At 59.6% G+C, this 25,399-nt stretch carries 22 protein-coding genes and 1 riboswitch; of the genes, 5 read left to right on the forward strand and 17 right to left on the reverse strand.

The window, feature by feature from the left end:
• Nucleotides 1–3: 3 nt before the first annotated feature.
• The 6 genes from C9422_RS15110 to rplM all read right to left on the reverse strand — a co-directional run bounded on the left by C9422_RS15110 (nucleotide 4) and on the right by rplM (nucleotide 4,461).
• Nucleotides 4–621 carry a glutathione S-transferase N-terminal domain-containing protein gene (locus C9422_RS15110; protein WP_007972581.1) on the reverse strand — a complete coding sequence of 206 codons (618 nt, stop codon included), beginning with the start codon at nucleotides 619–621 and terminating at the stop codon, nucleotides 4–6.
• A gap of 149 nt (nucleotides 622–770) precedes the next feature.
• A complete protein-coding gene (locus tag C9422_RS15115) occupies nucleotides 771–1,553 on the reverse strand; it encodes a cytochrome c1 (protein ID WP_116581189.1) in 783 nt (260 codons plus the stop codon).
• Entirely contained in the window at nucleotides 1,553–2,764 is a 1,212-nt protein-coding gene (locus C9422_RS15120; RefSeq protein ID WP_007972577.1) for a cytochrome bc complex cytochrome b subunit, read from the reverse strand. Before C9422_RS15120 ends, C9422_RS15115 begins: the two co-directional genes overlap by 1 nt.
• Nucleotides 2,764–3,357 (reverse strand): ubiquinol-cytochrome c reductase iron-sulfur subunit, encoded by a 594-nt coding sequence (petA, locus tag C9422_RS15125; protein WP_007972576.1) that lies wholly within the window; start codon nucleotides 3,355–3,357, stop codon nucleotides 2,764–2,766. The genes C9422_RS15120 and petA overlap by 1 nt, the downstream gene beginning before the upstream one ends.
• A 268-nt stretch (nucleotides 3,358–3,625) precedes the next feature.
• Complete coding sequence (gene rpsI, locus C9422_RS15130) at nucleotides 3,626–4,018, reverse strand: 30S ribosomal protein S9 (RefSeq protein WP_003228056.1); 393 nt, start codon at nucleotides 4,016–4,018, stop codon at nucleotides 3,626–3,628.
• Nucleotides 4,019–4,032: 14 nt separating this feature from the next.
• Nucleotides 4,033–4,461 (reverse strand): 50S ribosomal protein L13, encoded by a 429-nt coding sequence (gene rplM / locus C9422_RS15135; protein WP_003228062.1) that lies wholly within the window; start codon nucleotides 4,459–4,461, stop codon nucleotides 4,033–4,035.
• 246 nt (nucleotides 4,462–4,707) lie between these two features.
• Here rplM and C9422_RS15140 point away from each other — a divergent pair, with 246 nt between their 5' ends.
• Nucleotides 4,708–5,748: an NADP(H)-dependent aldo-keto reductase gene (locus tag C9422_RS15140; protein ID WP_007972574.1), complete on the forward strand. Its 1,041-nt coding sequence runs from the start codon at nucleotides 4,708–4,710 to the stop codon at nucleotides 5,746–5,748.
• Between the two features lie 99 nt (nucleotides 5,749–5,847).
• On the opposite strand, the gene C9422_RS15145 is transcribed toward C9422_RS15140, so the two are convergent.
• Nucleotides 5,848–6,984: an acyl-CoA dehydrogenase family protein gene (locus C9422_RS15145; protein WP_015096781.1), complete on the reverse strand. Its 1,137-nt coding sequence runs from the start codon at nucleotides 6,982–6,984 to the stop codon at nucleotides 5,848–5,850.
• Between the two features lie 221 nt (nucleotides 6,985–7,205).
• Here C9422_RS15145 and C9422_RS15150 point away from each other — a divergent pair, with 221 nt between their 5' ends.
• Complete coding sequence (locus tag C9422_RS15150) at nucleotides 7,206–8,126, forward strand: GlxA family transcriptional regulator (RefSeq protein WP_178082425.1); 921 nt, start codon at nucleotides 7,206–7,208, stop codon at nucleotides 8,124–8,126.
• Between the two features lie 122 nt (nucleotides 8,127–8,248).
• On the opposite strand, the gene zapE is transcribed toward C9422_RS15150, so the two are convergent.
• From zapE to C9422_RS15165, 3 genes are all read right to left on the reverse strand, one after another.
• A complete protein-coding gene (gene zapE / locus C9422_RS15155) occupies nucleotides 8,249–9,343 on the reverse strand; it encodes a cell division protein ZapE (RefSeq protein WP_007998226.1) in 1,095 nt (364 codons plus the stop codon).
• A 90-nt stretch (nucleotides 9,344–9,433) separates the two neighbouring features.
• The gene (locus C9422_RS15160) at nucleotides 9,434–10,789 is read right to left on the reverse strand and encodes a tryptophan--tRNA ligase (RefSeq protein ID WP_116581190.1); all 1,356 of its coding nucleotides are present in this window, start codon (nucleotides 10,787–10,789) and stop codon (nucleotides 9,434–9,436) included.
• Between the two features lie 24 nt (nucleotides 10,790–10,813).
• Nucleotides 10,814–11,443 (reverse strand): alpha/beta hydrolase, encoded by a 630-nt coding sequence (locus tag C9422_RS15165; protein ID WP_116581191.1) that lies wholly within the window; start codon nucleotides 11,441–11,443, stop codon nucleotides 10,814–10,816.
• 144 nt (nucleotides 11,444–11,587) lie between these two features.
• Here C9422_RS15165 and C9422_RS15170 point away from each other — a divergent pair, with 144 nt between their 5' ends.
• Nucleotides 11,588–12,022, forward strand: coding sequence for a YhcB family protein (locus tag C9422_RS15170; protein ID WP_102701919.1), 435 nt, complete (start codon nucleotides 11,588–11,590; stop codon nucleotides 12,020–12,022).
• A 236-nt stretch (nucleotides 12,023–12,258) separates the two neighbouring features.
• On the opposite strand, the gene C9422_RS15180 is transcribed toward C9422_RS15170, so the two are convergent.
• The 7 genes from C9422_RS15180 to C9422_RS15210 form a co-directional block, all read right to left on the reverse strand.
• Complete coding sequence (locus C9422_RS15180) at nucleotides 12,259–12,999, reverse strand: OmpA family protein (RefSeq protein ID WP_116581193.1); 741 nt, start codon at nucleotides 12,997–12,999, stop codon at nucleotides 12,259–12,261.
• A 102-nt stretch (nucleotides 13,000–13,101) separates the two neighbouring features.
• On the reverse strand, nucleotides 13,102–13,743 hold the full coding sequence (locus C9422_RS15185; protein ID WP_116581194.1) for an MBL fold metallo-hydrolase: 642 nt from the start codon (nucleotides 13,741–13,743) through the stop codon (nucleotides 13,102–13,104).
• Nucleotides 13,744–13,830: 87 nt separating this feature from the next.
• Complete coding sequence (locus C9422_RS15190) at nucleotides 13,831–16,569, reverse strand: LuxR C-terminal-related transcriptional regulator (RefSeq protein ID WP_116581195.1); 2,739 nt, start codon at nucleotides 16,567–16,569, stop codon at nucleotides 13,831–13,833.
• Between the two features lie 174 nt (nucleotides 16,570–16,743).
• Entirely contained in the window at nucleotides 16,744–18,108 is a 1,365-nt protein-coding gene (locus C9422_RS15195) for a DUF1329 domain-containing protein (RefSeq protein ID WP_116581196.1), read from the reverse strand.
• Nucleotides 18,109–18,136: 28 nt separating this feature from the next.
• Nucleotides 18,137–20,038 carry a DUF1302 domain-containing protein gene (locus C9422_RS15200; RefSeq protein WP_116581197.1) on the reverse strand — a complete coding sequence of 634 codons (1,902 nt, stop codon included), beginning with the start codon at nucleotides 20,036–20,038 and terminating at the stop codon, nucleotides 18,137–18,139.
• Between the two features lie 339 nt (nucleotides 20,039–20,377).
• On the reverse strand, nucleotides 20,378–22,060 hold the full coding sequence (locus tag C9422_RS15205) for a fatty acid--CoA ligase (RefSeq protein WP_116581198.1): 1,683 nt from the start codon (nucleotides 22,058–22,060) through the stop codon (nucleotides 20,378–20,380).
• Nucleotides 22,061–22,318: 258 nt separating this feature from the next.
• Complete coding sequence (locus tag C9422_RS15210; RefSeq protein WP_007972540.1) at nucleotides 22,319–22,948, reverse strand: LysE family translocator; 630 nt, start codon at nucleotides 22,946–22,948, stop codon at nucleotides 22,319–22,321.
• A gap of 212 nt (nucleotides 22,949–23,160) precedes the next feature.
• Here C9422_RS15210 and C9422_RS15220 point away from each other — a divergent pair, with 212 nt between their 5' ends.
• Both C9422_RS15220 and C9422_RS15225 read left to right on the forward strand, forming a co-directional pair.
• Nucleotides 23,161–24,126 carry a 2-hydroxyacid dehydrogenase gene (locus C9422_RS15220; protein WP_116581200.1) on the forward strand — a complete coding sequence of 322 codons (966 nt, stop codon included), beginning with the start codon at nucleotides 23,161–23,163 and terminating at the stop codon, nucleotides 24,124–24,126.
• A gap of 33 nt (nucleotides 24,127–24,159) precedes the next feature.
• Nucleotides 24,160–25,158: a class I SAM-dependent methyltransferase gene (locus C9422_RS15225; protein WP_015096796.1), complete on the forward strand. Its 999-nt coding sequence runs from the start codon at nucleotides 24,160–24,162 to the stop codon at nucleotides 25,156–25,158.
• A 51-nt stretch (nucleotides 25,159–25,209) separates the two neighbouring features.
• A riboswitch (yybP-ykoY riboswitch) is annotated at nucleotides 25,210–25,332 on the forward strand.
• Nucleotides 25,333–25,399 lie beyond the last annotated feature (67 nt).

Genomic DNA, 25,399 nt, shown 5'->3' on the forward strand with positions numbered 1-25,399 from the left:
GCCTTAGCGCATGTCGCGTTCGACACCAGACAGACTCGCCTGGAAAGCCTCACGCGCAAACTGGCGCTCCATATAATCAAGCAGCGGCTTGGCCGGCCGCGGCAGTTCTATACCCAGAATCGGCAATCGCCAGAGTATTGGCAATAGGCAGCAGTCGACCAGGCTTTGTTCCTCACTGAGGAAAAACGGCTTGTCGGCAAACAGTGGCGACACACCCGTCAGGCTTTCGCGCAACTCTTTGCGAGCCACGGCACGGGCCGCCTCCTTGGTCCGCGAATCCAGAATCAGGTCCACCAGACCACACCAGTCTCGCTGAATGCGGTGTATCAGCAGGCGACTGTTGGCACGCGCCACGGGATAAACCGGCAGTAGCGGCGGGTGCGGGTAACGCTCATCCAGATATTCCATCACCACAGTCGACTCCCACAACGCCAGGTCGCGATCGACCAGGGTGGGCAAGCTGCCATAAGGGTTCACTTCAATCAGTTTAGGTGGCTGGCGTCCAGCTTCCACGTAAATGATCTCGGCGCTGACACCCTTCTCTGCCAGTACGATGCGCACTCGGTGGGAATAGTGGTCGGCGGGGTCGGAGTAACAGGCCAACCGATTGGTCACGCCCATGGCGATCCTCCTCGCTTGTAGAAATTATCGAAAGCGGAAAAACGAGCGCGCCCAGAGGGCGCCTCCCGTAACGACTGGATCACCAGTTCGCTACCTATTCAGAGGCGCCCTTGGGCGCGCGCGATTAACAGCAATAGCTTGAAGCTTTATCAGTGCACGTCTTTCCAGTATTCGCGCTTGAGCAGGTAAGCGAATACGAAGAAGAACGCCAGGTACAACAATACGTACGTACCGATGCGCTGATGTTGCAGCTTAACCGGGTTAGCCGAGTAAGCCAGGAAGGTTACCAGATTCTTGACCTTCTCATCGAACTGCTCTTCAGTCAGAGCACCGCTTTTCGGCACAATGGTCAACTGATCGCACGCTTCATGAGTCAACGGGTTGGTGGTCAGCGGATCATATTGCCGCTTGCCGCCTTCGACGGTCGGAACCTGTTTGCATCCCACGACCTGGCGACCTTGCAGGCCGGCCAGGACGTTAGGCATGCCCACGTTCGGGAAGACCTTGTTGTTCACACCCCATGGGCGCGCAGGATCCTCGTAGAACGACTTCAGGTAACTGTAGAGCCAGTCGGTGCCGCGAACACGGGCAACCAGGGTCAGGTCCGGAGGTGCGGCACCAAACCAGGCCTTGGCATCCGCAGGCTGCATGCCGATGCTCATGTGGTCGCCGATCTTGGCACCCGTGAAGACCAGCTTCTCCAGCATCAACTCATGGGGAATGCCCAGGTCGTCGGCAACACGCTCATAGCGCTGGAACTTGGCACTGTGGCAACCCATGCAGTAGTTGGCGAACGTACGCGCGCCGTCCTGCATGGCTGCCTTGTCGGAAACGTCAATGTCGACTTTTTCCAGCTCAGGACCACCGTGTTCGGCTGCGAAAGCAAAAACCGGCAGCGCAGCAAGCATCAATACAGCAAATAGTTTTTTCATCAGCCAGTCACCCTTTCCGGAACCGGTTTGGTCTTCTCGAGCCTGGTGTAGAACGGCATCAGAATGAAGTAGGCGAAGTACAGGAAGGTACATACCTGCGACAGCAACGTACGCTCAGGGGTTGGGGCGAGAACACCCAGCACGCCCAGGATCACGAACGAGATGCAGAACACCCAGAGCCAGATCTTGCTCAGCCAGCCCTTGTAGCGCATCGACTTGACCGGGCTGCGGTCCAGCCACGGCAGGACGAACAGCACGGCAATGGCCGCGCCCATGGCGATGACACCAAAGAGCTTGTCCGGAACCGCACGCAAAATGGCGTAGAACGGGGTGAAGTACCAGACCGGAGCGATGTGCTCTGGGGTCTTGAAGGCGTTCGCCACTTCAAAGTTCGGCTTCTCGAGGAAGTAGCCACCCATTTCCGGGAAGAAGAACACGATCGAGCAGAAGATGAACAGGAACACCACCACGCCGACGATATCTTTCACGGTGTAGTACGGATGGAAGGCGATGCCGTCCAGCGGTATGCCGTTTTCGTCCTTGTGCTTCTTGATGTCCACGCCGTCCGGGTTGTTCGAACCGACTTCGTGCAACGCCAGGATGTGCAGCACCACCAAACCGAGGATGACGATCGGCAGGGCAACCACGTGCAAGGCGAAGAAGCGGTTCAGGGTAATGCCGGAAATCAGGTAGTCACCACGAATCCACTGGGTCAGGTCGTTGCCGATGACCGGGATCGCACCGAACAGCGAGATGATCACCTGGGCACCCCAGTAGGACATCTGGCCCCACGGCAGCAGGTAACCCATGAAGGCTTCGGCCATCAGCGCCAGGTAGATCAGCATGCCGAAGACCCACACCAGTTCGCGCGGCTTCTGGTACGAACCGTAGAGCAGGCCACGGAACATGTGCAGATAGACCACGATGAAGAACGCCGAAGCGCCGGTGGAGTGCAGCAGACGCAGGATCGAACCGTACTCGACGTCGCGCATGATGTACTCGACGGAAGCGAACGCTTCTTCCGCCGACGGGGTGTAGCTCATGGTCAGCCAGACACCGGTAACGATCTGGTTGACCAGAACGAGCAATGCCAGGGAGCCAAAGAAGTAGAAGAAGTTGAAGTTTTTCGGAGCGTAATACTTGCTGAGATGGTCTTCCCACATCTTGGTCGCGGGAAAGCGCGCATCAACCCAATCCATGAACTTGCTCATCACGCTTTCTCCGTATCGACGCCAATGACAATGATCTCATCGGTCTCATAGGAATGCGGGGGAACTGGCAGGTTCAAAGGCGCAGGTTGCGACTTGTAGACGCGGCCAGCCAGATCGTAATGGGAGCCGTGGCACGGGCAGAAATATCCACCTACCCATTTCGGACCAAGATCCGCAGGTGCCACTTCCGGACGGAAAGTAGGCGAACAACCCAAGTGTGTGCAAATGCCGATCAGCAGCAGAACTTCTGGCTTGATCGAACGTGTTTCCGGGTTGACATAGGCCGGTTGCGTCGATTGCTTGGAATCAGGATCGGCGAGATCGCCTTCGATCTTTTTCAGATTCCCCAGGATTTCCGGCGTACGGCGGACGATGAACACCGGCTGACCGCGCCACTCAGCAATCATCTGCTGACCTGGCTCGATTTTGCTGACATTCACTTTCACCGGTGCACCAGCGGCTTTCGCCTTGGCACTGGGAAACCATGACCCCACGAACGGGACCGCAGCCCCCACCGCTCCTGCAGCACCCACCACGGATGTGGCTGCTACCAAGAAGCGACGCCGGCCTGTATTCACGCCGTCATTGCTCATTCAGTCCTCTCCCATCAGCTTTGTGGCCTGTTAAATCAGGCATCTACTAAGTAAAACTATGTACTTATAAAAATTTTGCCGAATGGTAATGAAAAGCCCCAATTCTGACAAGGTAATTACCGGAGCCCACCACCCTCAAGCCTTGGAGTATAGGGCGTCTACGGATGTGGCAAGTTGTCACAGCGCAATTCTTTGATAAATCGCAGGCATAAAAAAACGCCCAGCTCCGTGAGGAAACTGGGCGTTCTTTTTTGAACGTGAAAGCGAATTAACGCTTCGAGTACTGCGGACGCTTACGCGCTTTACGCAGACCGACTTTCTTACGTTCAACTTCACGAGCATCGCGGGTTACGAAGCCGGCTTTACGCAGGGCGCTGCGCAGAGTCTCGTCGTAATCCATCAGAGCGCGGGTGATGCCGTGGCGGATTGCGCCAGCTTGACCACTCACACCACCGCCGATCACGGTGACGTAGATGTCGAACTTCTCGACAGTCTCAGTCAATTCCAGCGGCTGACGAACTACCATGCGGGCAGTTTCGCGGCCGAAGAAATTATCCAGCGAACGGTTGTTGATGGAGATGTTACCAGTACCCGGACGCAGGAAAACGCGTGCGGTTGCGGTCTTGCGACGGCCAGTGCCGTAATTTTGAGTCGCCGACATAATGAACTATTCCGTTAAATCTTCAGTTCTTGGGGCTGCTGAGCAGTATGAGGGTGTGCAGCGCCCGCATAGACTTTCAGCTTACGGTACATGTCGCGACCCAGCGGGTTCTTAGGCAGCATGCCTTTGACCGCGGTCTCGATCACGCGCTCAGGGGCCTTGGCGATCAGCTTTTCAAAGTTGATCGACTTGATGCCGCCCGGGAAACCGGAGTGGGAGTAGTACATTTTGTCAGTGGTTTTAGCACCGGTAACACGGATCTGCTCAGCGTTGATTACGACGATGTAGTCGCCGGTGTCAACGTGAGGAGTGTACTCAGGCTTGTGCTTGCCACGCAGACGGCTCGCGATTTCGGTGGCCAGACGACCCAGGGTCTGACCAGCAGCGTCGACGACAAACCAGTCGCGCTTTACTGTTTCCGGTTTAGCAGTAAAAGTTTTCATTCTTTATAGCCTCAGGGGCCGCCCTGTAAATTAGACGGCGGATCTTACTGAATAGTGCGTACTTTGACAAGTCAAAGGCAGCCGGATACAGACGCTTTCGGGGGCTCGGGTCGGCGCGTCCGTTCAACGGCAAGATTCTTCGGCGGCGGCGCATCACTTCCACTGCAGAAAGAGGTGCGCAATTATGCAGATTGCGAAAAATAATTCAACCTGCTTTTATGATTGTTTTGCCCAAGGAGCATCCCGATGGACTATCGCCAGCTAGGCCGAACCAATCTGAACGTGAGTGCTCTCTGCCTCGGAACCATGACCTGGGGCGAGCAAAACAGCGAGGCAGACGCCTTCGCCCAGATTGAACGAGCCAAGAGCGCCGGGATCAACTTCATCGACACCGCCGAGATGTACCCGGTGCCGCCCAAGGCCGAAACCTACGCCACCACCGAACGCTACATCGGCAATTACTTCAAGAGCCGCGGCGATCGCGCCGACTGGATCCTGGCCAGCAAGATCGCCGGCCCCGGCAATACCATCGATTACATCCGCGACAAGAACCTTCGGCACAATCGGCAGCACATCACCGAAGCCGTGGACGCCAGCCTCAAGCGCCTGCAAACCGACTATATCGACCTGTACCAGCTGCACTGGCCGGAGCGCAGCACCAACTTCTTCGGGCAACTGGGCTACAAGCACCAGACCGAAGCCAACCTGACCCCGCTGGAGGACACCCTTGAAGCGCTGGACGAACAGGTCCGCGCCGGCAAGATCCGCCACATCGGCCTGTCCAACGAGACGCCGTGGGGCACCATGCGCTTCCTGGCCCTGGCCGAAGCCCGTGGCTGGCCGCGCGCCGTATCGATCCAGAACCCGTACAACCTGCTCAATCGCAGCTTCGAAGTCGGCCTGGCGGAAATCGCCATCCGCGAGCAGTGCGGCCTGCTCGCCTATTCGCCGCTGGCGTTCGGTTTCCTGTCAGGCAAGTACGAAGGTGGCGCCCGTCCGCCAAAAGCTCGCCTGAGCCTCTACAGCCGCTTCAGCCGCTATTTCAACCCACAGTCGGAAGCGGCCTGCAGCCGGTACGTGGCCCTGGCTCGCGAACACGGCCTGGACCCGGCGCAAATGGCCCTGGCGTTCGTGACGCAGCAGCCGTTCGTGACCAGCAACATCATTGGCGCGACCACCATGGAGCAACTGGAGAGCAACATCGCCAGTTTCGACTTGAAGCTGTCGGAGGAAGTGCTGGAAGGGATCGAGGCGATTCACAAGGATCATCCGAATCCTGCGCCATAATTTAAAAAGATCGCAGCCTGCGGCAGCTCCTACATGGGATTGGCGTAAACCCTGTAGGAGCTGCCGCAGGCTGCGATCTTTTCAGCCATCAAAAATAAATCAAAGCGACCGCGCAATGATCTCCTTCATGATCTCGTTCGTCCCGGCATAGATCCGCTGCACGCGCGCATCGGCCCATGCCCGCGCGATCGGGTATTCCCACATGAATCCGTAGCCACCGTGCAACTGCACACACTCATCCAGCACCTTGCACTGCAGGTCGGTGCCCCAGTACTTGGCCATCGCCGCCGTCGGCACGTCGAGCTTGCCTTGCAGGTGCAGTTCCAGACAGCGGTCGACGAAGACACGGCCGATCTGGATTTCCGTAGCCATCTCCGCCAGTTTGAACCGGGTATTCTGGAAGTCCGCGATCGACTTGCCGAACGCCTTGCGCTCGCGGGTGTAGTCCAGCGTCCATTGCAGCGCCGCTTCGGCCGATGCCAGCCCGCCAACGGCCACCGTGAGGCGCTCCTGAGGCAACTCCTGCATCAGGTAGGCAAAGCCCATCCCGGCCTGGCCCAGCAGGTTTTCCTTGGGCACACGCACGTCCTGGAAGAACAGCTCCGAGGTGTCCTGGGCTTTCATCCCGACCTTCTCCAGGCGCTTGCCCTTGTCGAAGCCCGGCGTATCGGCCTCCACCAGAAACAGGCTGGTGCCCTTCGCGCCGGCCTTCGGATCGGTCTTGGCGACGACGATCACCAGATCAGCCAGGTAGCCGTTGGTGATGAAAGTCTTGGAGCCGTTGATCACGTACTCGTCACCATCAAGCACGGCCGTGGTTTTCACGCCCTGCAGATCGGAACCGGCGCCCGGTTCGGTCATGGCGATCGCGGTCACCATCTCGCCGGACACCAGTTTCGGCAGGTACTTCTGCTTCAGCGCCTCACTGCCGTAATGCAGGATGTACGGCGCCACGATGTCCGAGTGCAGGGAGAAACCGATGCCGGTCAGGCCAAGCCGCCCCACTTCTTCGATCACCACCGCGCTGTAGAGAAAGTCCGCCCCCAGGCCGCCGTACTCTTCCGGCAGGTGTGAGCAGAGCATTCCCGCCTCCCCTGCCTTGTTCCAGAGCTTGCGGTCGATATAGCCTTGTTTTTCCCATTGCCCATGGAAGGGCACCGCCTCCTTTTCGAGAAACGTCCGCACGCTGTCGCGGAAAAGCTCGTGCTCGGAACTGAACAAGGTTCTGGGGATCATGCGGCACCTTTTCTTTGTTTTTAGAAGGAGTTGACCTTCAGAGACTATGCCTCGCTTCCGATACAGGACACTGGACACATCCGACAAAAAATAAGACGATCCAGCCGTCTGGTGACCACTTCCCCCTATAAAAATAAAGTTGAATTATGTCTAACCAAGCCTCCACGCCCCTGCGGCGCGTCAGCATCCTGGCCATCGACCGGGTTTTCGCTTCCACCCTCATGCAAGCCAAGGATTTCTTCCACCTCGCCAGCCTGCGCTACGGCAAACAGCTGGGCCAGGGCCTGACACCGGCGTTCGAAACCCGCCTGGTCAGTCCCGATGGCAAACCGGTCAGCACCTTCAGCGATGTGATGATTCCGGTGGACGGCGGGCTGGAAAACGCCGACATCATCATTCTTCCCGCGTTCTGGGACGATTTCGAAAGCCTGTGCAAACGCTACCCGCAAGTCCTGCCCTGGTTACGCCAACAGCATGCGCGCGGCGCCGTGCTGTGCGGCGAGGCCACCGGTGTATTCTGGCTGGCCGAAGCCGGGCTGCTCAACGGCAAGGAAGCGACCACCTACTGGCGCTTCTTCAATGCCTTCGCCGAACGCTTCCCACAGGTCCAGCTCAATCAGGACAAACACCTTACCGACGCCGATAACCTGTACTGCGCCGGCGGCACCACCTCGGCGTGCGACCTGTACATTTACCTGATCGAGCGCTTCTGTGGCGCCAATGTGTCCCAGGCCGTAGCGCGGGACATTCTGTATGAGGTGCAGCGCAGCTACTCGCCGGGACGCATCGGTTTTGGCGGACAAAAACTGCACCAGGACGTGATCATTCTGCAGATCCAGCACTGGCTCGAAGAACACTTCGCCGACAAGTTCCGTTTCGAAGACGTCGCCCGCGAACACGGCATGAGCATCCGCAATTTCATGCGCCGCTTCCAGACCGCCACCGGCGACAAGCCACTGCATTACCTGCAACGCCTGCGCATCGAAACCGCCAAGGGCTTGTTGTCCGCCAGCCGCAAGAGCATCAAGACCATCAGTTATGAGGTGGGCTATGACGATGCGAGCTTCTTTGCGCGGCTGTTCCGCCAGCACACGGAGCTGTCGCCGAACCAGTATCGGCAGCAGTTCCAGCAAGCTGCCTGAGCCTCAAGGCATTCGCAAAACACTGTAGGAGCTGCCGCAGGCTGCGGCAGCTCCTACAGGGTGGATCTTCAGCGCATAAAAAAGGGCCTGCAAATGCAGGCCCTTTTATTTTACGAATCCTCTTACGGCTTGTGTGCCCGGGACAGGAATTCGTGGGATTGCATTTCCAGCAGACGACTCAGGGTACGCTGGAACTCGAAGTTCAAGCGCCCGCCGGTGTACAGGTCCTTGAGTTCGACTTCGGCAGAAATGATCAGCTTCACGTTACGGTCGTAGAACTCGTCGACCATGTTGATGAAGCGCCGGGCGATGTCATCGGTGGTGACGCTCATCTGCTCGACATCGCTGAGCAACACGGCGTGGAAGATCTTGCCCAGTTCGATGTAGTCGTTCTGGCTGCGCGGGCCGTCGCACAGTTCACGGAAGTTGAACCAGGCCACGTCATCGCAGGTGCGCAGGGCACGAATCTCACGATTTTCGATCATCAGCACGTCATTTTCGACCGCTGCCGTGCATTCCGGTGTCAGCGCACGGAAGCTCTTGCGCAGGCTTTCGTTGGCGGCTTCGTCGAGCGGATAGTGGAACAGCTCGGCTTGTTCGAGGTGACGCAGACGATAGTCGACGCCGCTGTCAACGTTGACGATCTCGGTATTCTGCTTGATCAGCGCAATGGCCGGCAGGAAGCGCGCGCGTTGCAGACCGTCCTTGTACAGGCCGTCCGGCACGATGTTCGACGTCGCGACCAGGGTCACGCCGTTCTTGAACAGTTCTTCCATCAGGGTGCCGAGGATCATGGCGTCGGTGATGTCGGAAACGAAGAATTCATCGAAGCAGATGACCCGGGCTTCGGTGGCGAAGCGCTTGGCGATGATGGTCAGCGGGTTTTTTTCGCCGCCCAGGGTTTTCATCTCTTCGTGCACGCGCTTCATGAAGCGGTGGAAGTGCGTACGGGACTTTTCCTTGAAGGGCAGTGCTTCGAAGAAGGTGTCCACCAGGTAAGTCTTGCCGCGACCTACGCCGCCCCAGAAATACAGGCCCTTGACCGGGGTCTGATCCTTCTTGCCAAACAACTTGCCCAGCAGGCCCGGCTTGTTTTGCTCGGCCGCGACCAGATCGTCGTACAGGCGCTGCAAATGACGCACGGCAGTTTCCTGCGCGGCGTCATGGAAGAATTCCGGGCGTTTCAGATCAGCTTGATATCGTTCTAGGGGCGTCATAATTCGTTAGCAAGGCAACAAAAACGGGCCGACACTGTAGCGACGGCCCGGAGGAATGGCAATCGGCCCTTGGTCGGGCCGGACCGTTGTTTAGTCCTGAACAGGCGTCAGGGCGATGCGCAAAGCCTCGACGGCAGCATCACGCGCAGCACTGTCGGCAAAGGCCGGGCTGTCGGCAACGCACTCGCCTTCCAGCCAGACACTGAAGTTCAGTTCTTCATTCCGCACGTCCAGTGGCTGACCCGATTGCAGTTGCTTGGTCACCTGACCGGCGGTCTTGCCATCGGCGAAGTGGCGCGACAGCAGCAGTTGTTCACCATCGGCGGCCAGCAGACGGAAGCGGAAACTGCCGTCGTCTTCACGGAAGCTGACAAAACGCGCAGCTTTCGCGGCTTTTTTCTTGATGGTTGTCGCCACCTGGGTCTGGGCAACGAAGGAACGCAGGCCCACCGCTTCACGCAATTCATTGAGGAAGGGGGTCGCGACCGCACGGGCCTTTTTCGCACCGTGCTGCAGGATGTCTTCCAGATCCGCCGGGCGCTCGATCAGTTGGTTGTAGCGCTCACGGGATTCGCCCAGTTCACTGTCCAGCAGTTGGAACAGACGATTCTTCGCCTCCCCCCAACCCAGGCCCTGCAACAGTTCGCTGCGGAACTCGTCGGCCTGCGTCGGGGTGGCGAATGCCTGGAACAGGGTGAACAGGTGCGAGTTATCAGGATCCTTGGCTTCACCCGGCGCGCGGGAGTCGGTGACGATCCGCGAAATCGCGTCCTTCATTTCCTTGGCGCTTGAGAACAGCGGAATGGTGTTGTCGTAGCTCTTCGACATCTTGCGGCCATCCAGGCCCGGCAACGTGGCGACGCTCTCTTCGATCAACGCCTCGGGCATGGTGAAGAACTCTTTGCCCTGGCCAAACAGGTGGTTGAAGCGCTGGCCGATGTCCCGCGCCATTTCCACGTGCTGGATCTGGTCGCGACCGACCGGCACCTTGTGCGCGTTGAACATCAGGATGTCCGCCGCCATCAGCACCGGGTAGCTGTACAGGCCCATGGTGATGCCGGCGTCCGGGTCTTCGCCGGTCTCGACGTTCTTGTCCACGGAAGCCTTGTAGGCGTGGGCGCGATTGAGCAGGCCCTTGGCGGCGACGCAGGTCAGCAGCCAGGTCAGCTCGGGGATTTCCGGGATGTCGGACTGGCGGTAGAAGGTCACGCGGTCGACATCCAGGCCACCGGCCAGCCAGGTCGCGGCGATTTCCAGACGCGAGCGCTGGATGCGCAGCGGGTCATCGCACTTGATCAGGGCGTGGTAGTCGGCCAGGAAGTAGAACGAATCGGCATTGCTGTCACGGCTGGCGACGATCGCCGGGCGGATGGCGCCAGCGTAGTTGCCCAGGTGCGGCGTGCCGGTGGTGGTGATGCCGGTGAGGATACGGGTACGAGTCGTCATGGGTAATCGCTTGTCAGACTGCAATCAATTCGAGAGACGCGGCAGGATCAGATCCTTGAGATCGGTCAGCTTGCCATGAAAAAAGTGTCCGCATTCTGCCACTTTCAGCAGCTCATGGGGACGTTCGAGCTTGTCGGACCATTGGTAAACGACTTGTGGATCTATCACTTCGTCGGTTTCCGGCTGGATCAAGGTCAGCTCGCCGTGCTGCGGCAGCTGATCCTGATCGCCCAGGCGCATGACCGCTGGCGCAACCATGAACAGGTGCTTGAGCTGCTCGCCCTTGACCTCAAGGCGTCCGCCGAGACTTGCTGCAACAAAACCGCCGAAGGAGAAACCGAACAGGGTCAGCGGCAACTCCGGGTGTTTGCTGCGAAACCATTCGGCGACAGCCTGGGCATCATCAACTTCACCGGTGCCCATGTCGTGGGAGCCCTCGCTGGCACCGACGCCACGATAGTTGAAGCGCAGGGTCACCAGTCCGGCGTCGCGCGCGGTGCGCTGCAGGGTCGAAACCACTTTGTTGAGCATGGTGCCGCCCTGTACCGGGTTCGGATGGCAGATCAGCGCCAGGCCGCGAGGCTGCTCGTTGTCCAGGTAAAGGGCTTCCAGTTGACCTACCGGGCCATCAATCACTACAGGGGTTTCGCGCATAAGCAAGGAAGGAACTCCGTGACCTCGAATCGGGTCGACTCGTCTAGCAAATTGTCTGTGGCTGTCTATTGCGAGTGAATCGCGGTATACAGCGCAGGTTCGAGCCGTTAACGTAAAGCAAAGCCGTTTATAGAGGAAGGACTCGTGGAACACTCGCTCTTAGTTTGGTTGCTACCGACTCTTGCCCTGGTTGTGGGTGTCGCCATTGGGTTCCTGATCGCTCGCCTTGCGCCGAATGCCGCGCCTAGCAGCACGCAACGTCAGCTGGACGATATTCAGGAACGTTTCGACAGTTATCAGAACGAAGTGGTGACCCACTTCAACAGCACTGCAACATTGGTCAAGAAACTGACTGCGAGCTATCAGGAAGTGCAGGACCATCTCGCCGAGGGCGCCAACCGCCTGGCCCTGGATGAACAGACTCGCCAACGCCTGCTGGCCTCCCTGCACGCCGATGCGGCGCAGGCACCCCGTGAACGCCTGACGCCACCGCGCGATCAGGAGCCGCCTCGCGACTACGCGCCAAAAGCCCCGAACGCGCCCGGCATGCTCGATGAGCATTACGGCCTGAAGAAGTAATCAGGCTGCAGGTGTGAAAAAGCCCCCGGACGATTGATTGTCCGGGGCTTTTTCGTTTCTGGATTCTTCATTGATGTGAATGGTCTCCTGTAGGAGCTGCCGCAGGCTGCGATCTTTTGATTTTCAGAAGCAAGATCAAAAGATCGCAGCCTGCGGCAGCTCCTACAGCACAAAAAAAACCGCCCGATCTGATGAGGATCGGGCGGTTTATTTACACCTGGGGTTCAATCAGACGATCAAGGGTACTGCTGAACCTGACCTTGCTGCTGACCACCATACTGCTGGCCCGGAATCGCCTTGAGGTTGACCTCTACACGGCGGTTCTGCGCCCGGCCGTTGGCATCGCCGTTGCTGGCAACCGGGCTATCCGGACCCGCGCCACGGGCACTCAGGTTGGTACCGCTAACCCCTTGCGAGGTCAGGTAGGTGGCCACGCTTTGTGCACGACGCTGGGACAGGTCCATGTTGTGTTGGCGGCTGCCGGTGCTGTCGGTATAGCCCACGATTTCGATCTGGTTCTGGTTGAACTCTTTCAGCGAGCCCGCCAGGTTGTTCAGCGGCTGATAGAAACTTGGGGCAATGTTGGCCGAATCGGTAGCGAACGTGATGTTGCCCGGCATGATCAGCTTGATCTGGTCGCCCTGGCGCTGCACTTCAACACCGGTATTGGCCATGCTGGCACGCAGCTTTTTCTCTTGCTGGTCGGCGTAGTAGCCGTAACCGGCGGCCGAAGCACCGACCACTGCCGCACCGATCAGCGCGCCCTTGCCACGGTTATCGTGGTTGATCGCAGCACCCGCCAGCGCACCGGCCAGAGCGCCGAGACCACCATACTTCGCGGTCTTGCTCATGCCTTCGGAGCCGCTGTCCGCCTGCCCCTGAGCCTGGCCTTGACCGCCGTAAGGATTGGGCGAGGCACAACCGGACAAAACGGCCACAGCCGTAGCGACAATAATCAAACGACGCGTGGTGAACATGTATAGCTCCTACTTTTTTGCATTCTGTGGTGCAACGGACCAAGGCATAGCCATTGCGGGTGTTGGATCACTTCGGTGAACAAAAATTCCACTCGTTACAAATCAGGCCCGTACAAAGGGGTTTTCGCGCATTTCATCGCCCAGACGGGTGTCCGGACCGTGTCCGGCGACCACCGTCGCCTCTTCGTCGAGGGTGTACAAACGCTGCTTGATCGAACGCACGATGGTGGCCTGGTCGCCACCCCACAAATCCGTGCGCCCTACCCCACGCTTGAACAACGTGTCACCGGCAATCAGCAGCCTGGCATCGGCAAACCAGAAACTCATCGACCCCGGTGTGTGCCCAGGCGTGTGAAGCGCCACGCCACAGCCGCAGGCCAGTTCTTCATCATCGGCCAGCCAGCGATCCGGGGACGGTACCGGGGTGTAAGGGACACCAAACATCTGGCACTGCATTTCCAGGTTGTCCCACAGAAACTGGTCTTCCTTGTGCAGATGCAAGGTTGCGCCAGTTTTCTCCTTGAGTTGACCGGACGCCAGGAAATGATCGAGGTGCGCGTGGGTGTGAATGATGCTGACCACTTTCAGCCCCAGGGCATCGAGACGCGCCAGGATCAGCTCATGATTGCCACCTGGATCGACGACGATGGCCTTTTTCGTCACCGGATCGCCGATGATCGTGCAGTTGCACTGCAAAGGGCCGACGGGGAAGGTTTCGCGGATGAGGGTGGGATGCTGGGACATCGGGGGCCTGCTCGATAAACGGGGACGAGCGATTTTCGCACAATTGAGTATCCAGCCAATCGCCGCGATGTGTAACGTGAAAAATCCTTAACCCAGCACCCCAAGCTCCTTCGCCCGCGCCACGGCCTGCGTACGCCGCTCGACCCCGAGCTTGCTGTTGATGTGGCTGGCGTGGGTCTTGACCGTGTGTAAGGAAATAAACAGCTGATCGCTGATTTCCTGATTCGAACAGCCCTGGGCAATCAATCGCAGAACCGCCAGTTCCCGCGTGCTGAGTTGCTCCGCCGCCGCGCCGGATTCCGCTCCGGGGCGGGCTGTCAGCGCCGGCAGCTTTTCACTGAGACTCAGGGAAACAGGGGTTGGCGAACACTGTTGAAGCTGCCCACGCAGCCAGTCCGGGTGCTCGGCCAGCAAGCCCTCGAAGGGTTGCAGCACGCCTCCACCAGCGGCGTCCAATGCCTGGACCAGGGCCTTGCGTGCTTCCGGCTCCCGTCCGCTGCCCAGCAACAACGCCACTTTCTGGGTCAGCGCCATGGCACTGAGCATCTGCCGACCGCTTTGCTGGCCATGTTCGAGCAGCGCATTCAATCGCCCTTCAGCCAGCATCGGCTGGCCCTGGATGACTTCCAGCAAGGCTTGTTGCAATTCGATATGCAAGGGCAATTGCGGATGGAACTCCGGTGGTGCCGCCCCGTTCTCGCCGTTATAGGTCTGCCCCAGGCGCGCCAGCCAGGCTTCGGCCAGATCGGTACGCCCCTGGGCCAGCCAGAGCTCGCATTTGACCAGGGTGATCATGGCCAGGTAGTAGATCGGTGGCACGTCCCAGATGTGCATGAGCCGCTCGGCTTCGGCCAACTCGGCAAAGGCTTTGGCGAACTCGCCGCTGCTGCCTTCCAGCCTGGCAATCACGCAGTGGCCGATCAGCACGCTGATGTCACGGCAGGCGCGCGCCTCGCTCAGACCGGCCTGCAAGCGCACCCGCGCCAATTGCGGCTGCATGCGCAGGGCCAGCAAAAACCCTTCGTACAGGGTCAGCCGGGCGCGAACCGCATACAGCCGTTGCGCAGACAAGCTCTGCAGGCGTTGCAGGCCCTGACGGACTTCTTCCAGTGCCCGACAGATTTCTCCGCGCGCTTGCAGCACCCGTGCGCGGTCGTAGTGCGCCAGCGCTTCGAACAATGGATTGCCGACACGTTGCGCCAGTTCCAGCGATTCACGGTTCAGCCCCCGCGCCCGCCATAAATCACCGTCGGCAATGGCCAGGTTGGACAAGGTCGAAAGGCACATCAGGCGCTGGCCGTAACGCTTGGACGGAAGACTTTCCAATGCCTCGCGGCAGTACCGCAGCGTCAGTTCGCGGTTGCCGCGCCCACGGGCAATGATGCCACTCAACGCCAGCCATTGAGCCAGCATGGATTTCTGGGCGGTGGCCGACGGCGCGGGCAGGAAGCGGCTCAAATGGCTGGCCAGCTCTTCAGCAGCATCCAGCTGGCACGCCATGCCCAGTGCCCAGCTATACAGCACAATCAGTCGCGGCGTGCTGATCAGCAAGCTGTCAGGCAAGTCCATTTTCCAGCGCAGCAACATGCCGACATTCTGCTCGGCCAGCAATTGCTCTTCGGAGAGGTTCTGCACCAGGTTCGCCGCGACGTCCAGGTGACCGGCACGCAAGGCTTGCTCCACCGCCTCATCGAGCAGCCCCTGGGCATTGAACCAGCGACAGGCACGCAGGTGCAGGCTCGCGGCCGGCACCATCGACTGGGACGTCGGCCGCGTGCGCAACAGATCGGAAAACAGATGGTGATAACGGTACCAATGACCATGTTCGTCCAGCGGTACCAGGAACACTTGATGGGCCAGCAGGAAGCGCAGGATCTCCCCACTGTCATGGGCGTCGCGAACGGCATCGCACAGTTCGCTGCAGAAACGCTCCTGGGGCGCCGTGTCATAGAGGAACGACTGGACCTCGGCGGGCAGGCAATCGATGACTTCTTCGAGCAGATAATCGCGGATCAACCCCTCCCCGCCATGCAACGATTGCGGCAGCGTGCCATCGGTGCCCGCCTCCGAAGCCGCCAGCAGCCAGAAGCGCAACCCCGCAACCCAGCCTTCGCTGCGCTGGATCAGGTTTTCCAGTGCCTCGCCGCGCAAGGAGCTGCTGTGCCGGTCGAGCAGGCTCAAGGCCTCGTCGTGGGTCAGGCGCAGATCCTGTTCATGTAATTCCAGCAATTGCCGCGACAGCCGAAGCCGCGCCAGGTGCCAGTCGGGACGTTGGCGACTGGTGACCATCACCAGCAAACCATCGGGAAGATGATTGAGGAAAAATTGCAGGCAACGGTCCAGCACCGGCCCCTGAGCCAGGTGGTAATCATCCAGCACCAGCAGCAAGGGCTTAGCCGTGGACAGGTGTACGGCCAGTTCGTCGAGCAAGCCGTCGAGCCATTCTTCGAATGCGAACGGCTGATGGCGCTGACGCATCTTCAACAGCCCGAGGGATTGCCTGCCCAAGTGCGGGAAATAGTCCTGAAGGCCTTCCAGCAGCCGCTCGAGAAAGCGCCCCGGGTCACTGTCTCGCGGGCTCAACCCCAGCCAGAGACTTTGCCAGTGCGCCGGCAACCCCTGACAAAACTCCACCGCCAGCGAACTCTTGCCAAACCCTGCCGGGGCACTGACCAGCAGTAACCTGCCTGCGAGCCCGGCACTCAGACGCTCGCACAAACGTGGGCGCAGCACATGGCCGTCGGGCAACGGCGGACGGAAAAACCGCCCGTCGAGTGTCGCGACAGCAACCGGTGCAGAACCTTGGGGTGTGGACAAATCAGTCATAGCCGGCTCTTGTTTGAATTGCGGGTGGCGGCGTTGCAGATGTCCGCAGACTAGCCGTAAACGGATAGGGAATGAAGGTAATTGCTACAAATGGCTACAAAAAGTCTACAAGCAAAAAAAACGCCCCGAACCAGTCGGGGCGTTTCAGAGGGCGCGGTCTCTACTCAGTTCACCTTAGCGAACACCATCCTGACGCAAGGCGGCCGGGGTGAAGTCGCTGGTGGTGGCCTGGAAACCGAAGTCATAAGCCGACTTCTCTTCGTTCTTCATGCCCAGCGCCAGGTAACGACCCGACTGCAGGTCATACAGGGCTTCGAGGGCATACCACGGCACTTGCTTGTCGTAGTAGTTCTCGGCATGTGCCTCACCTACACGCCACAGTTGGCCGCGACCGTCGTAATGGTCGATGACGGCTGCCTGCCAGGTATCTTCGTCGATGTAGAAGTCACGCTTGGCGTAGATGTGACGCTGGCCTTCCTTCAAGGTGGCAACCACATGCCACACTCGGCGCAGCTCGTAACGCGCCAGATCCTGGTTGATGTGACCGGCCTTGATGATGTCGGTGTACTTGAGGCTCGGGTCGTCGAGCTTGTAGCTATCGGAGGCGATGTACATCTCTTTCTTGCCTTCGAGCTTCCAGTCGTAACGATCCGGCGCACCGTTGTACATGTCCAGGTTGTCGGAAGTACGCAGGCCGTCAGCCGCGGTACCCGGGCCGTCATAGGACACTTGCGGTGCACGGCGCACGCGACGCTGGCCGGCGTTGTAGACCCACGCCGAGCGCGGTTCCTTGACCTGGTCGAGGGTTTCGTGAACCAGCAGCACACCACCGGCCAGACGCGCCGGCGCGGTCACTTTCTGCTTGAAGTAGAACAGGATGTTGCCCGGGTTTTTCGGATCGTAATCCTTCATCTTGTCGCGGAACACGAACTGGTCCTGGAAGTACACCAGACTGAACGAGCCGTTCGGCTGTGGCGTAGCCTGGGTTACCAGGCGGGTCACGCTACCACCGCGATAACGGGTGATGTGGTTCCAGATGACTTCAACGCCGCTTTTCGGAATCGGGAACGGAATGGCGGTTTCAAAGTTCTCCAGGCCGTTGCCGCCAGACACCAGGTTGGTGTTGGTAGCGTTGCGCTTGATGGCGGCGAATACATCATCCGGCACGGTAGCACCGCGATGGGATGGATAGACCGGCATCTTGAAGGTTTCCGGGTAGCGCTTGAACATCGCGTACTGGCCCGGTGCGAGCTTGTCCTTGTACTGGTCGACGTTCTGCGCCGTGATGGTGAACAGCGGTTTTTCGCTGGCGAACGGATTGGACAGGAAACCTTTGCTGTCGACCGTACCGGCGTTTTTCGCCATCGGTTTCCAGGCCGGGATCGAACCGTCGGCGTTACCCGCCATTTCGGCGCCCATCGGGGTCAGGCTCTTGCCCAGCTTGTCGGCCTCGGCCTGGGGAACCGCTGCGATGACGCTGGTCGCCAGCAGCGAAAGACCCAGAACACCGGCGTGGAACAGACTCTTTGTTATTTTCATATGTTTGTTCGTCCTGAAAATTCAGTGCTTAGAAGTTCACGCCGACGCTGAGCGCAACGAAGTCGCGGTCATCCACGGTGGTGTACTTACCGTCGAAGAAGTTGGTGTAGGCCAGGCTCGCGGTGTAGGTGTTCTGGTACTCGGCATCGACACCGAGGCTCACCGCCTTGCGGCCTTCCTCGAAGTTGCCGCCAGGGCCTGGCGAGTAACCGCTCACGTCATGGGACCAGGCAACGTTCGGCTTGAGGTTCACACCGGCAAACACGTCGTTGTATTCCCAGATGGCACGACCGCGGTAGCCCCACGAAGTCGCAGTGGTGAAACCTTCGTCGGTGCAGTTGCGACTGCGGTTGTTGGTAGGCGTACCCGGGCCGGCACCGTTGATGGTGCTGGTGTTGAGCGCCACGCAGGTATCGAGCGCGCCAGAGGCTGGCAACTCACCCGGGCCGTAGACCGGATCGCGGCCATAACGAACATCGGAAGTGCTTTCCAGGCCGCCGACGTGGGTCACGCCCACTTCACCCACCAGGGTCAGACGGCTGGCGCCCATGACCTGATCGAAGAAGTGCGTCAGGGTGGTCTGGAACTGGGTGATTTCCTTGCGACGATACCCGTGCAGGTCCTGACCCGGCACGCCGGTCAGCAGCGATGCGTTGGTCAACGGGTTGTTCGGGTTGTTGTTGCCCAAAGGACGTACACCGGCGAACAGGATGTCGGTGGAGTTGAGCTGCACCGGAGCGTTCGGACGGTAGCTGATCTCACCGCTCCACGCGGTACCGGTAGGCAGGGTGGTGGAGAAGCTCAAGCCATACAGGCGAATGTCCTCCGGGTATTCGATGAAGTACTGCGAATTACCCGCCACCAGCAATGGCGCCAGCGCGGCGAACGGCCCCGGGAGCCCCGCCGCTGTGTTGTAGACCGACTGCGGCGCACCGGTGGCACTGAAGATCGGCGCACGGCTGTGGTAGTTCATGAAATAGGCACCGAATTCGGTGTCCAGTGGATCGAACATGTACTTGAAGGACGCGCCCCACTGGCCGCCGTCGCGGGCATCACGATCGCCGCCACGACGTACCAGAACACCCTCATTGTTGACGTCGACGCCGTTGGCGGCCAAAGGCCCCAGGGCAATGGCCGGAATCTGCGAGCGCTTGGCCAGCACGCGCAGGTTGTCGTTACAGCCGTCGGCAACGATGTCCGGCTGGGAGAAGAACGTGCCGCAGTTATCGACGACGGTCTGGTCCCATTCAATTTGATAGAACGCTTCGGCCGAGAGGTTTTCGGTCAGGCTCTGGGACACATAGAACATGTTGACCGGGATCAGGCCTTCCTTGATCTCGGCACCCGGACGACGGAACGCGGACACGTCGATCGGGTTGATCGAGTTGATGCCACCACCGATGAAGGTACTTTCACCCCAGCTCACCACCTGCTTACCCAGGCGCACGGAGCCTGGTTGCTCGGCAATGGAGTAGTTGTGGTAGACGAAGGCGTCGAGGATCTGGCCGCCGGCGGACTTGGCGCCTTCCTTGCGGCCATCGTCGCTGATGTCCTTGAACGGACGGCTTTCGTCCTTCAGTTCAAAGTCGTACCAGTATTTGCCACGGACGAAAACACCGGTATCGCCGTACTTGAGTTCAAGGTCATGGATGCCCTTGAAGATCTTCGAGAAGGTTTCCCCGCTCTTGAAGTTCAGGTGACCGTCATCAGAAGTCTGGGACAGACCCTTGCCGCCGTTGTTGACACCAATGAGGTTCTTGTTCGGCTGCTCGGTAGACCAACTGGCACCAATCGACAGGGATGAGTCGAACTGACCTTCGATTTCACCGACGTTGAAACTGACGCCGAATGCTGGCCCGGCGAGCGTAGAGGCAAGACTGACAGCCAGGGGCAGCTTCGCCCGGCGCCAGAACTGGTTTACTGATGTCATCGACGCTACTCCATGTGCATTTTATTTTTATGGCATTGAGCACTTCTAAAAACGCTGTGGATAACCGGGAGCCATGGCATCCCAAAGTCATTCCAAAGTTGCATCGCCTCAGTTTGTGCGTGTGCTCCGTTTCTAAAAATCCTTGAGCGGACTATAGCCAGCAGGTAGTAGTGCTTGATCCCTCTAAAGTGTGATTTGCAGTTGCCAGCCACTCTGGAACAGTCCTTTCGCCAGGCCGACACCCGTCGGCACGGCAAGGATGGCTGAAAATTCCGATTTGACAAGCCAAGCGCTTGCTTGGTGGGGCTGGCGTGCCCTTTCGGGCACGCCGGGAGGTGCTTAAAGCGTCGAGAGGAAGGTGCTGTTGGTGGCCTGCCATTCGCTGATGTCGACACGAATGCGCTTCTTGTCGAGTTTGCCGACGCTGGTCTTGGGAATTTCAGTAACAAGAGCGATCTGGCTCGGAATCGCCCACTTGCTCAGGTGCCCCAACTCCACAAAAGGCTTGAGGTGTTCCTTGAGTTCCCGCGCCCCGATGACATGACCTTCACGCAGTACGAGCAGGGCAAACGGCCGTTCTCCCCACTGCGGATCAGGGATCCCCACCACTGCTACTTCACGTACCGCCACATGACGACTGATCAGGTCTTCCAGGTCCAGGGAGGAGATCCACTCGCCACCGGTCTTGATCACATCCTTGATGCGGTCCCGAATGTCGATCACCCCCATGCTGTCCAGGGTCGCCACGTCGCCGGTGTGCAGCCAGCCTCCGGCCCAGAGTTCGGCGCCCTTCTGCGGCTCGTTGAAGTAACCCTCGGTCAGCCAGGGTGCACGCAGCACCAGTTCGCCCTGGGTCTCGCCGTCGGCGGGCAGGAAGTTGCCCTCGGTATCGACGATCGCCGCCTCCACCAGCGGTCCGGGCACGCCGGCCTTGATCCGGTAGGTGGTACGCTCATCTTCGGTGCCGGCCATCAACTCATCGTTCAAGTGCGCGCACGAGACCAGTGGCCCGGTTTCCGACATACCGTAGGCGGCGGTCAACTGAATGCCCTTGGCCTTGGCCGCTTCGTACAGCGTGCGGTTCAGGGCGCTGCCGCCGATGACGATTTTCCAGCCGCCGAAGTCGACGTTCTGCGCGGCCTTGGCATTGAGGACCATCTGCAAAATAGTCGGTACGCAATGGGAGAACGTGACCTTCTCCTTGCGCCACAACTCCACCAGGTACTCCGGGTCATAGCGGCCGGGGTACACCTGTTTGAGTCCGAGCATGGTCGCCACATACGGCAAGCCCCAGGCGTGCACGTGGAACATCGGGGTGATCGGCATGTACACGTCGCTGGTACCCAGCAGGCGCACGCTGTCGATCGCGCCCATGATGGTCGACACGCCCATGGTGTGCAGCACCAGTTGCCGATGGGTGAAGTACACGCCCTTGGGATTGCCGGTGGTACCGGTGGTATAGAACGTGGTCGCAACCGAGTTTTCGTCGAAATCCTGGAAATCGTACTGCGGGCTCGCCGCGGCCAGCAGTTGTTCGTATTCGCCGACAAGGTTCGGCAGGTCCGCGGTTTTTTCCGGCAGGTCAGTCAGCAACAGGGTTTTATCGACCGTGGTCAGATGCCCTTCGATGGCCTTGTAGAGGCCGACGAACTCGCTGTTGACCAACACAAAGCGGTCCTCGGCGTGGTTCATGGTGTAGAGGATCTGTTCCGGCGACAGGCGCACGTTGATGGTGTGGATCACCGCGCCGATCATCGGGATGGCGAACATGCATTCCAGGTAACGATGGCTGTCCCAGTCCATCACACCCACGGCATCCCCGGGCTTGACCCCGGCCGCTGTCAGCACGTTGGCCAGGCGGGCCACCCGTTCGATCAGGGTCGGGTAGCTGTAGCGCAACTTGTCGCGGTAGATGATCTCGCGGGTTTTCTCATAACGGGCACCGGACATCAGCAGCCGCTTGATCAGCAGCGGGTATTGGTAAGCGCCTTCGGCCGGGGGGATAACGCGAGTCTGCAACATAAGAATCCCTTTTTCTGACTGCACGGACGTGACTGAAAGTACGCACTGTAGTGCCCCTGATCGTCAGCCAAATCAGCCAAAGGAATGATTTGCAGAACCCCGCAAATACTAGCATTGCGCCAGCACCAGCTATTTATTACACACTGTAGGAGCTGCCGCAGGCTGCGATCTTTTGATCTTGTTCTTCAGCAACTCCAGAATTGTCAAAGATCAAAAAGATCGCAGCCTGCGGCAGCTCCTACAGGGAATCACGATTGATCAATGCATCTCGGTAAAAGCGAGTTTCACGCCAATCGCAATCAGCACCGCACCCATGGTCCGGTCGAACCAGTGCCCCATGCGCGCGAAACCGGCGCGTACGCGCTGCTGGCTGAACAACATCGCCACCAGGCAGAACCAGGTCGCTGTGGCAGCTGCCAGGTAAACCCCGTAACCGGCCTGCACGGCCAGCGGCGTGTGCGGGTTGATTACCACGGTGAACAACGAGAGGAAGAACAGCGTGGCTTTCGGGTTGAGACCGTTGGTGACGAAACCCGAGGTGAAGGCGCCACGGGCCGTGCGCTCCCCCGCTTCCTTGTGCAGATCGTCCGCCACAGGCTTGGCCGGTTGCGCGCGCAGCGCCTTGTAACCGATGTACAGCAGGTAAGCGGCGGCGGCCCATTTCAAGGCATTGAACAGCACGATCGACTGGGACACGATCAGGCCGATACCCAACAATGAATAACCCACATGCAGGAAAATCGCCGTCCCCACACCCAGCGCGGTCCAGGTGCCCGCGCGGCGACCGTGGGTAACACTTTCACGTACCACCACGGCAAAGTCCGGGCCGGGGCTGGCCACGGCCAGCAAGTGAATCAGGGCAACGGTCAAGAACTCTGTCCAGTACATGTGGGGCTCCTTTAGGGGTAGTCCAATCAATAAAAAGTCCGAGACATCCATCACACCTGTGGCGAGGGGGCTCGCTCCCGTTCGACTGCGCAGCAGTCGCAAAACCGGGGCCGCTTCGCGCCCCAACGGGGGCAAGCCCACTCGCCACAGTTATTTCATCTGGTAGGCTCGGCAGATTACGCCTTCAGTTCAATGCACAAAAGGTACAGTTGATGACGAACACTCGCCGCGCCGTTTTCCTCGACCACCCGTCCCTGGACCTCGGCGACCTTGACCTCAGCCCGCTGCGCAGTTGTTTCAGCGAATTGCAGCTGTTCGCCCAGACCTTGCCCGATCAAGTCATCGAACACCTCAAGGGCGCCACCGTCGCCATCAGCAACAAGATCCTGATCGACGCCGCCGCCATGGCCGCCAGCCCTGACCTCAAGCTGATCCTGATCACCGCCACCGGCACCAACAACGTCGACCTCGCTGCCGCCCGCGCCCACGGGATCACCGTGTGCAACTGCCAGGGTTACGGCACGCCGTCGGTGGCGCAACACACGATCATGCTGCTGCTCAACCTGGCCACGCGCCTGGCCGACTATCAGAAGGCCGTCGGTGCAGGCCGCTGGCAACAGGCCAAACAGTTCTGCTTGCTGGACTACCCGATTGTCGAACTCGAAGGCAAAACCCTTGGCCTGCTGGGTCACGGCGAATTGGGCAGCGCGGTCGCACGGCTGGCTGAAGCCTTCGGCATGCGCGTGCTGCTGGGGCAGATTCCCGGACGCCCTGCCCGGCCGGACCGCCTGCCACTGGATGAACTGCTGCCGCAAGTCGATGCCCTGACCCTGCACTGCCCGCTCAACGAACACACCCGTCACTTCATCGGTGCCCGCGAACTGGCCTCGATGAAACCCGAAGCGTTCCTGGTGAACACCGCCCGCGGCGGCCTGATCGACGAACAGGCGCTGGCCGATGCCTTGCGCAACGGTCATCTGGGAGGCGCCGCCACTGACGTGCTGAGCGTCGAGCCTCCCGTCAACGGCAATCCTCTGCTGGCCCAAGACATCCCGCGCCTGATCGTCACCCCGCACAACGCCTGGGGCAGCCGCGAAGCGCGCCAGCGAATCGTTGGCCAAGTGACCGAAAATGCACTGGGATACTTCAGCGGTAAGGCGCTGCGGGTCGTCAGTTGATAAACTGCGGCACTTTTTTTCACGGGAGCAGTTATGGATCCGCGCAGTGAAGTACTGCTTCGTCAGGCCGAGTTATTCCAGGGTTCGGTGCTGTTGGCCGGTTTGCCCGCCGACGACCTGCTGGGCCGTCTGCCCGATGCCCATGGCTGGTGCTGGCACGCCGGCGATCAGGCCGCGCTGGACGCCCGCTTCGACGGGCGCAGCCACTTTGGCGTGAACGCACCGGAGCGCGGGTTCGATAGCGCCGTGGTCTTTCTGCCCAAGGCCAAGGACCTGACCGACTACATCCTCAACGCCCTCGCCTCGCGGCTGGCCGGCCGCGAGCTGTACCTGGTCGGCGAGAAAAAAAGCGGCATCGAAGGTGCCGCCAAACAACTCAACCCGTTCGGCAAGCCACGCAAACTCGACAGCGCGCGCCACTGCCAGCTCTGGCAGGTGACCGTGGCCAACGCGCCTGAAGCCAAGCCGCTGGAAAGCCTGGCACAGACCTACGAACTGCCGCTGGCCGAAGGCCCGCTGAAGGTCATCAGCCTGCCGGGGGTATTCAGCCATGGTCGCCTCGATCGTGGCAGCGCGCTGCTGCTGGAGCATCTGGACAAACTGCCCAGCGGACACTTGCTTGATTTCGGTTGCGGCGCCGGGGTTCTGGGCGCTGCGGTGAAACGTCGTTACCCGCACAACCAGGTCACGATGCTGGATGTGGACGCCTTTGCCGCTGCTAGCAGTCGCCTGACCCTGGCGGCCAATGGTCTGGAAGCCGAGGTGATTACCGGTGACGGAATCGACGCCGCGCCGATGGGTCTGAGTGCGATCTTGAGCAATCCGCCGTTCCATGTCGGCGTGCACACCGACTATTTCGCAACGGAGAATTTGCTGCGAAAAGCAGCCAAACATCTGAAAAACGGCGGAGAACTTCGCCTGGTAGCGAACAGCTTCCTGAAGTATCAACCGCTGATCGAAGAGCATCTTGGCGTGTGCGCGATCAAGGCCGAAGGACAGGGCTTTCGAATTTACCGGGCAAAACGCGGCTGAAACCTTTTTGAAAAAGAGGGCTTGCCGAATGGGTTTTGCGAAGGCAGAATCCGCTCCGTCCTAGGGGAGTAGTCTCCCACGAGCGCCACGCTCGTCCGGCATGCGTCAACATACTTGGTCCTCAGACCATGGCGCATGCGACCCAAGCATCCACACCAGATGGATCGCAGGGTTTGACAAGACCTATGACACGCACACCTTACCCGGGGCGGGAAGGCTGTACGTGTCATAGCCGTGTCGA

It is taken from the genome of Pseudomonas sp. B1(2018), assembly GCF_003097365.1.
Classification (GTDB): Bacteria; Pseudomonadota; Gammaproteobacteria; order Pseudomonadales; family Pseudomonadaceae; genus Aquipseudomonas; species Aquipseudomonas laurylsulfatiphila.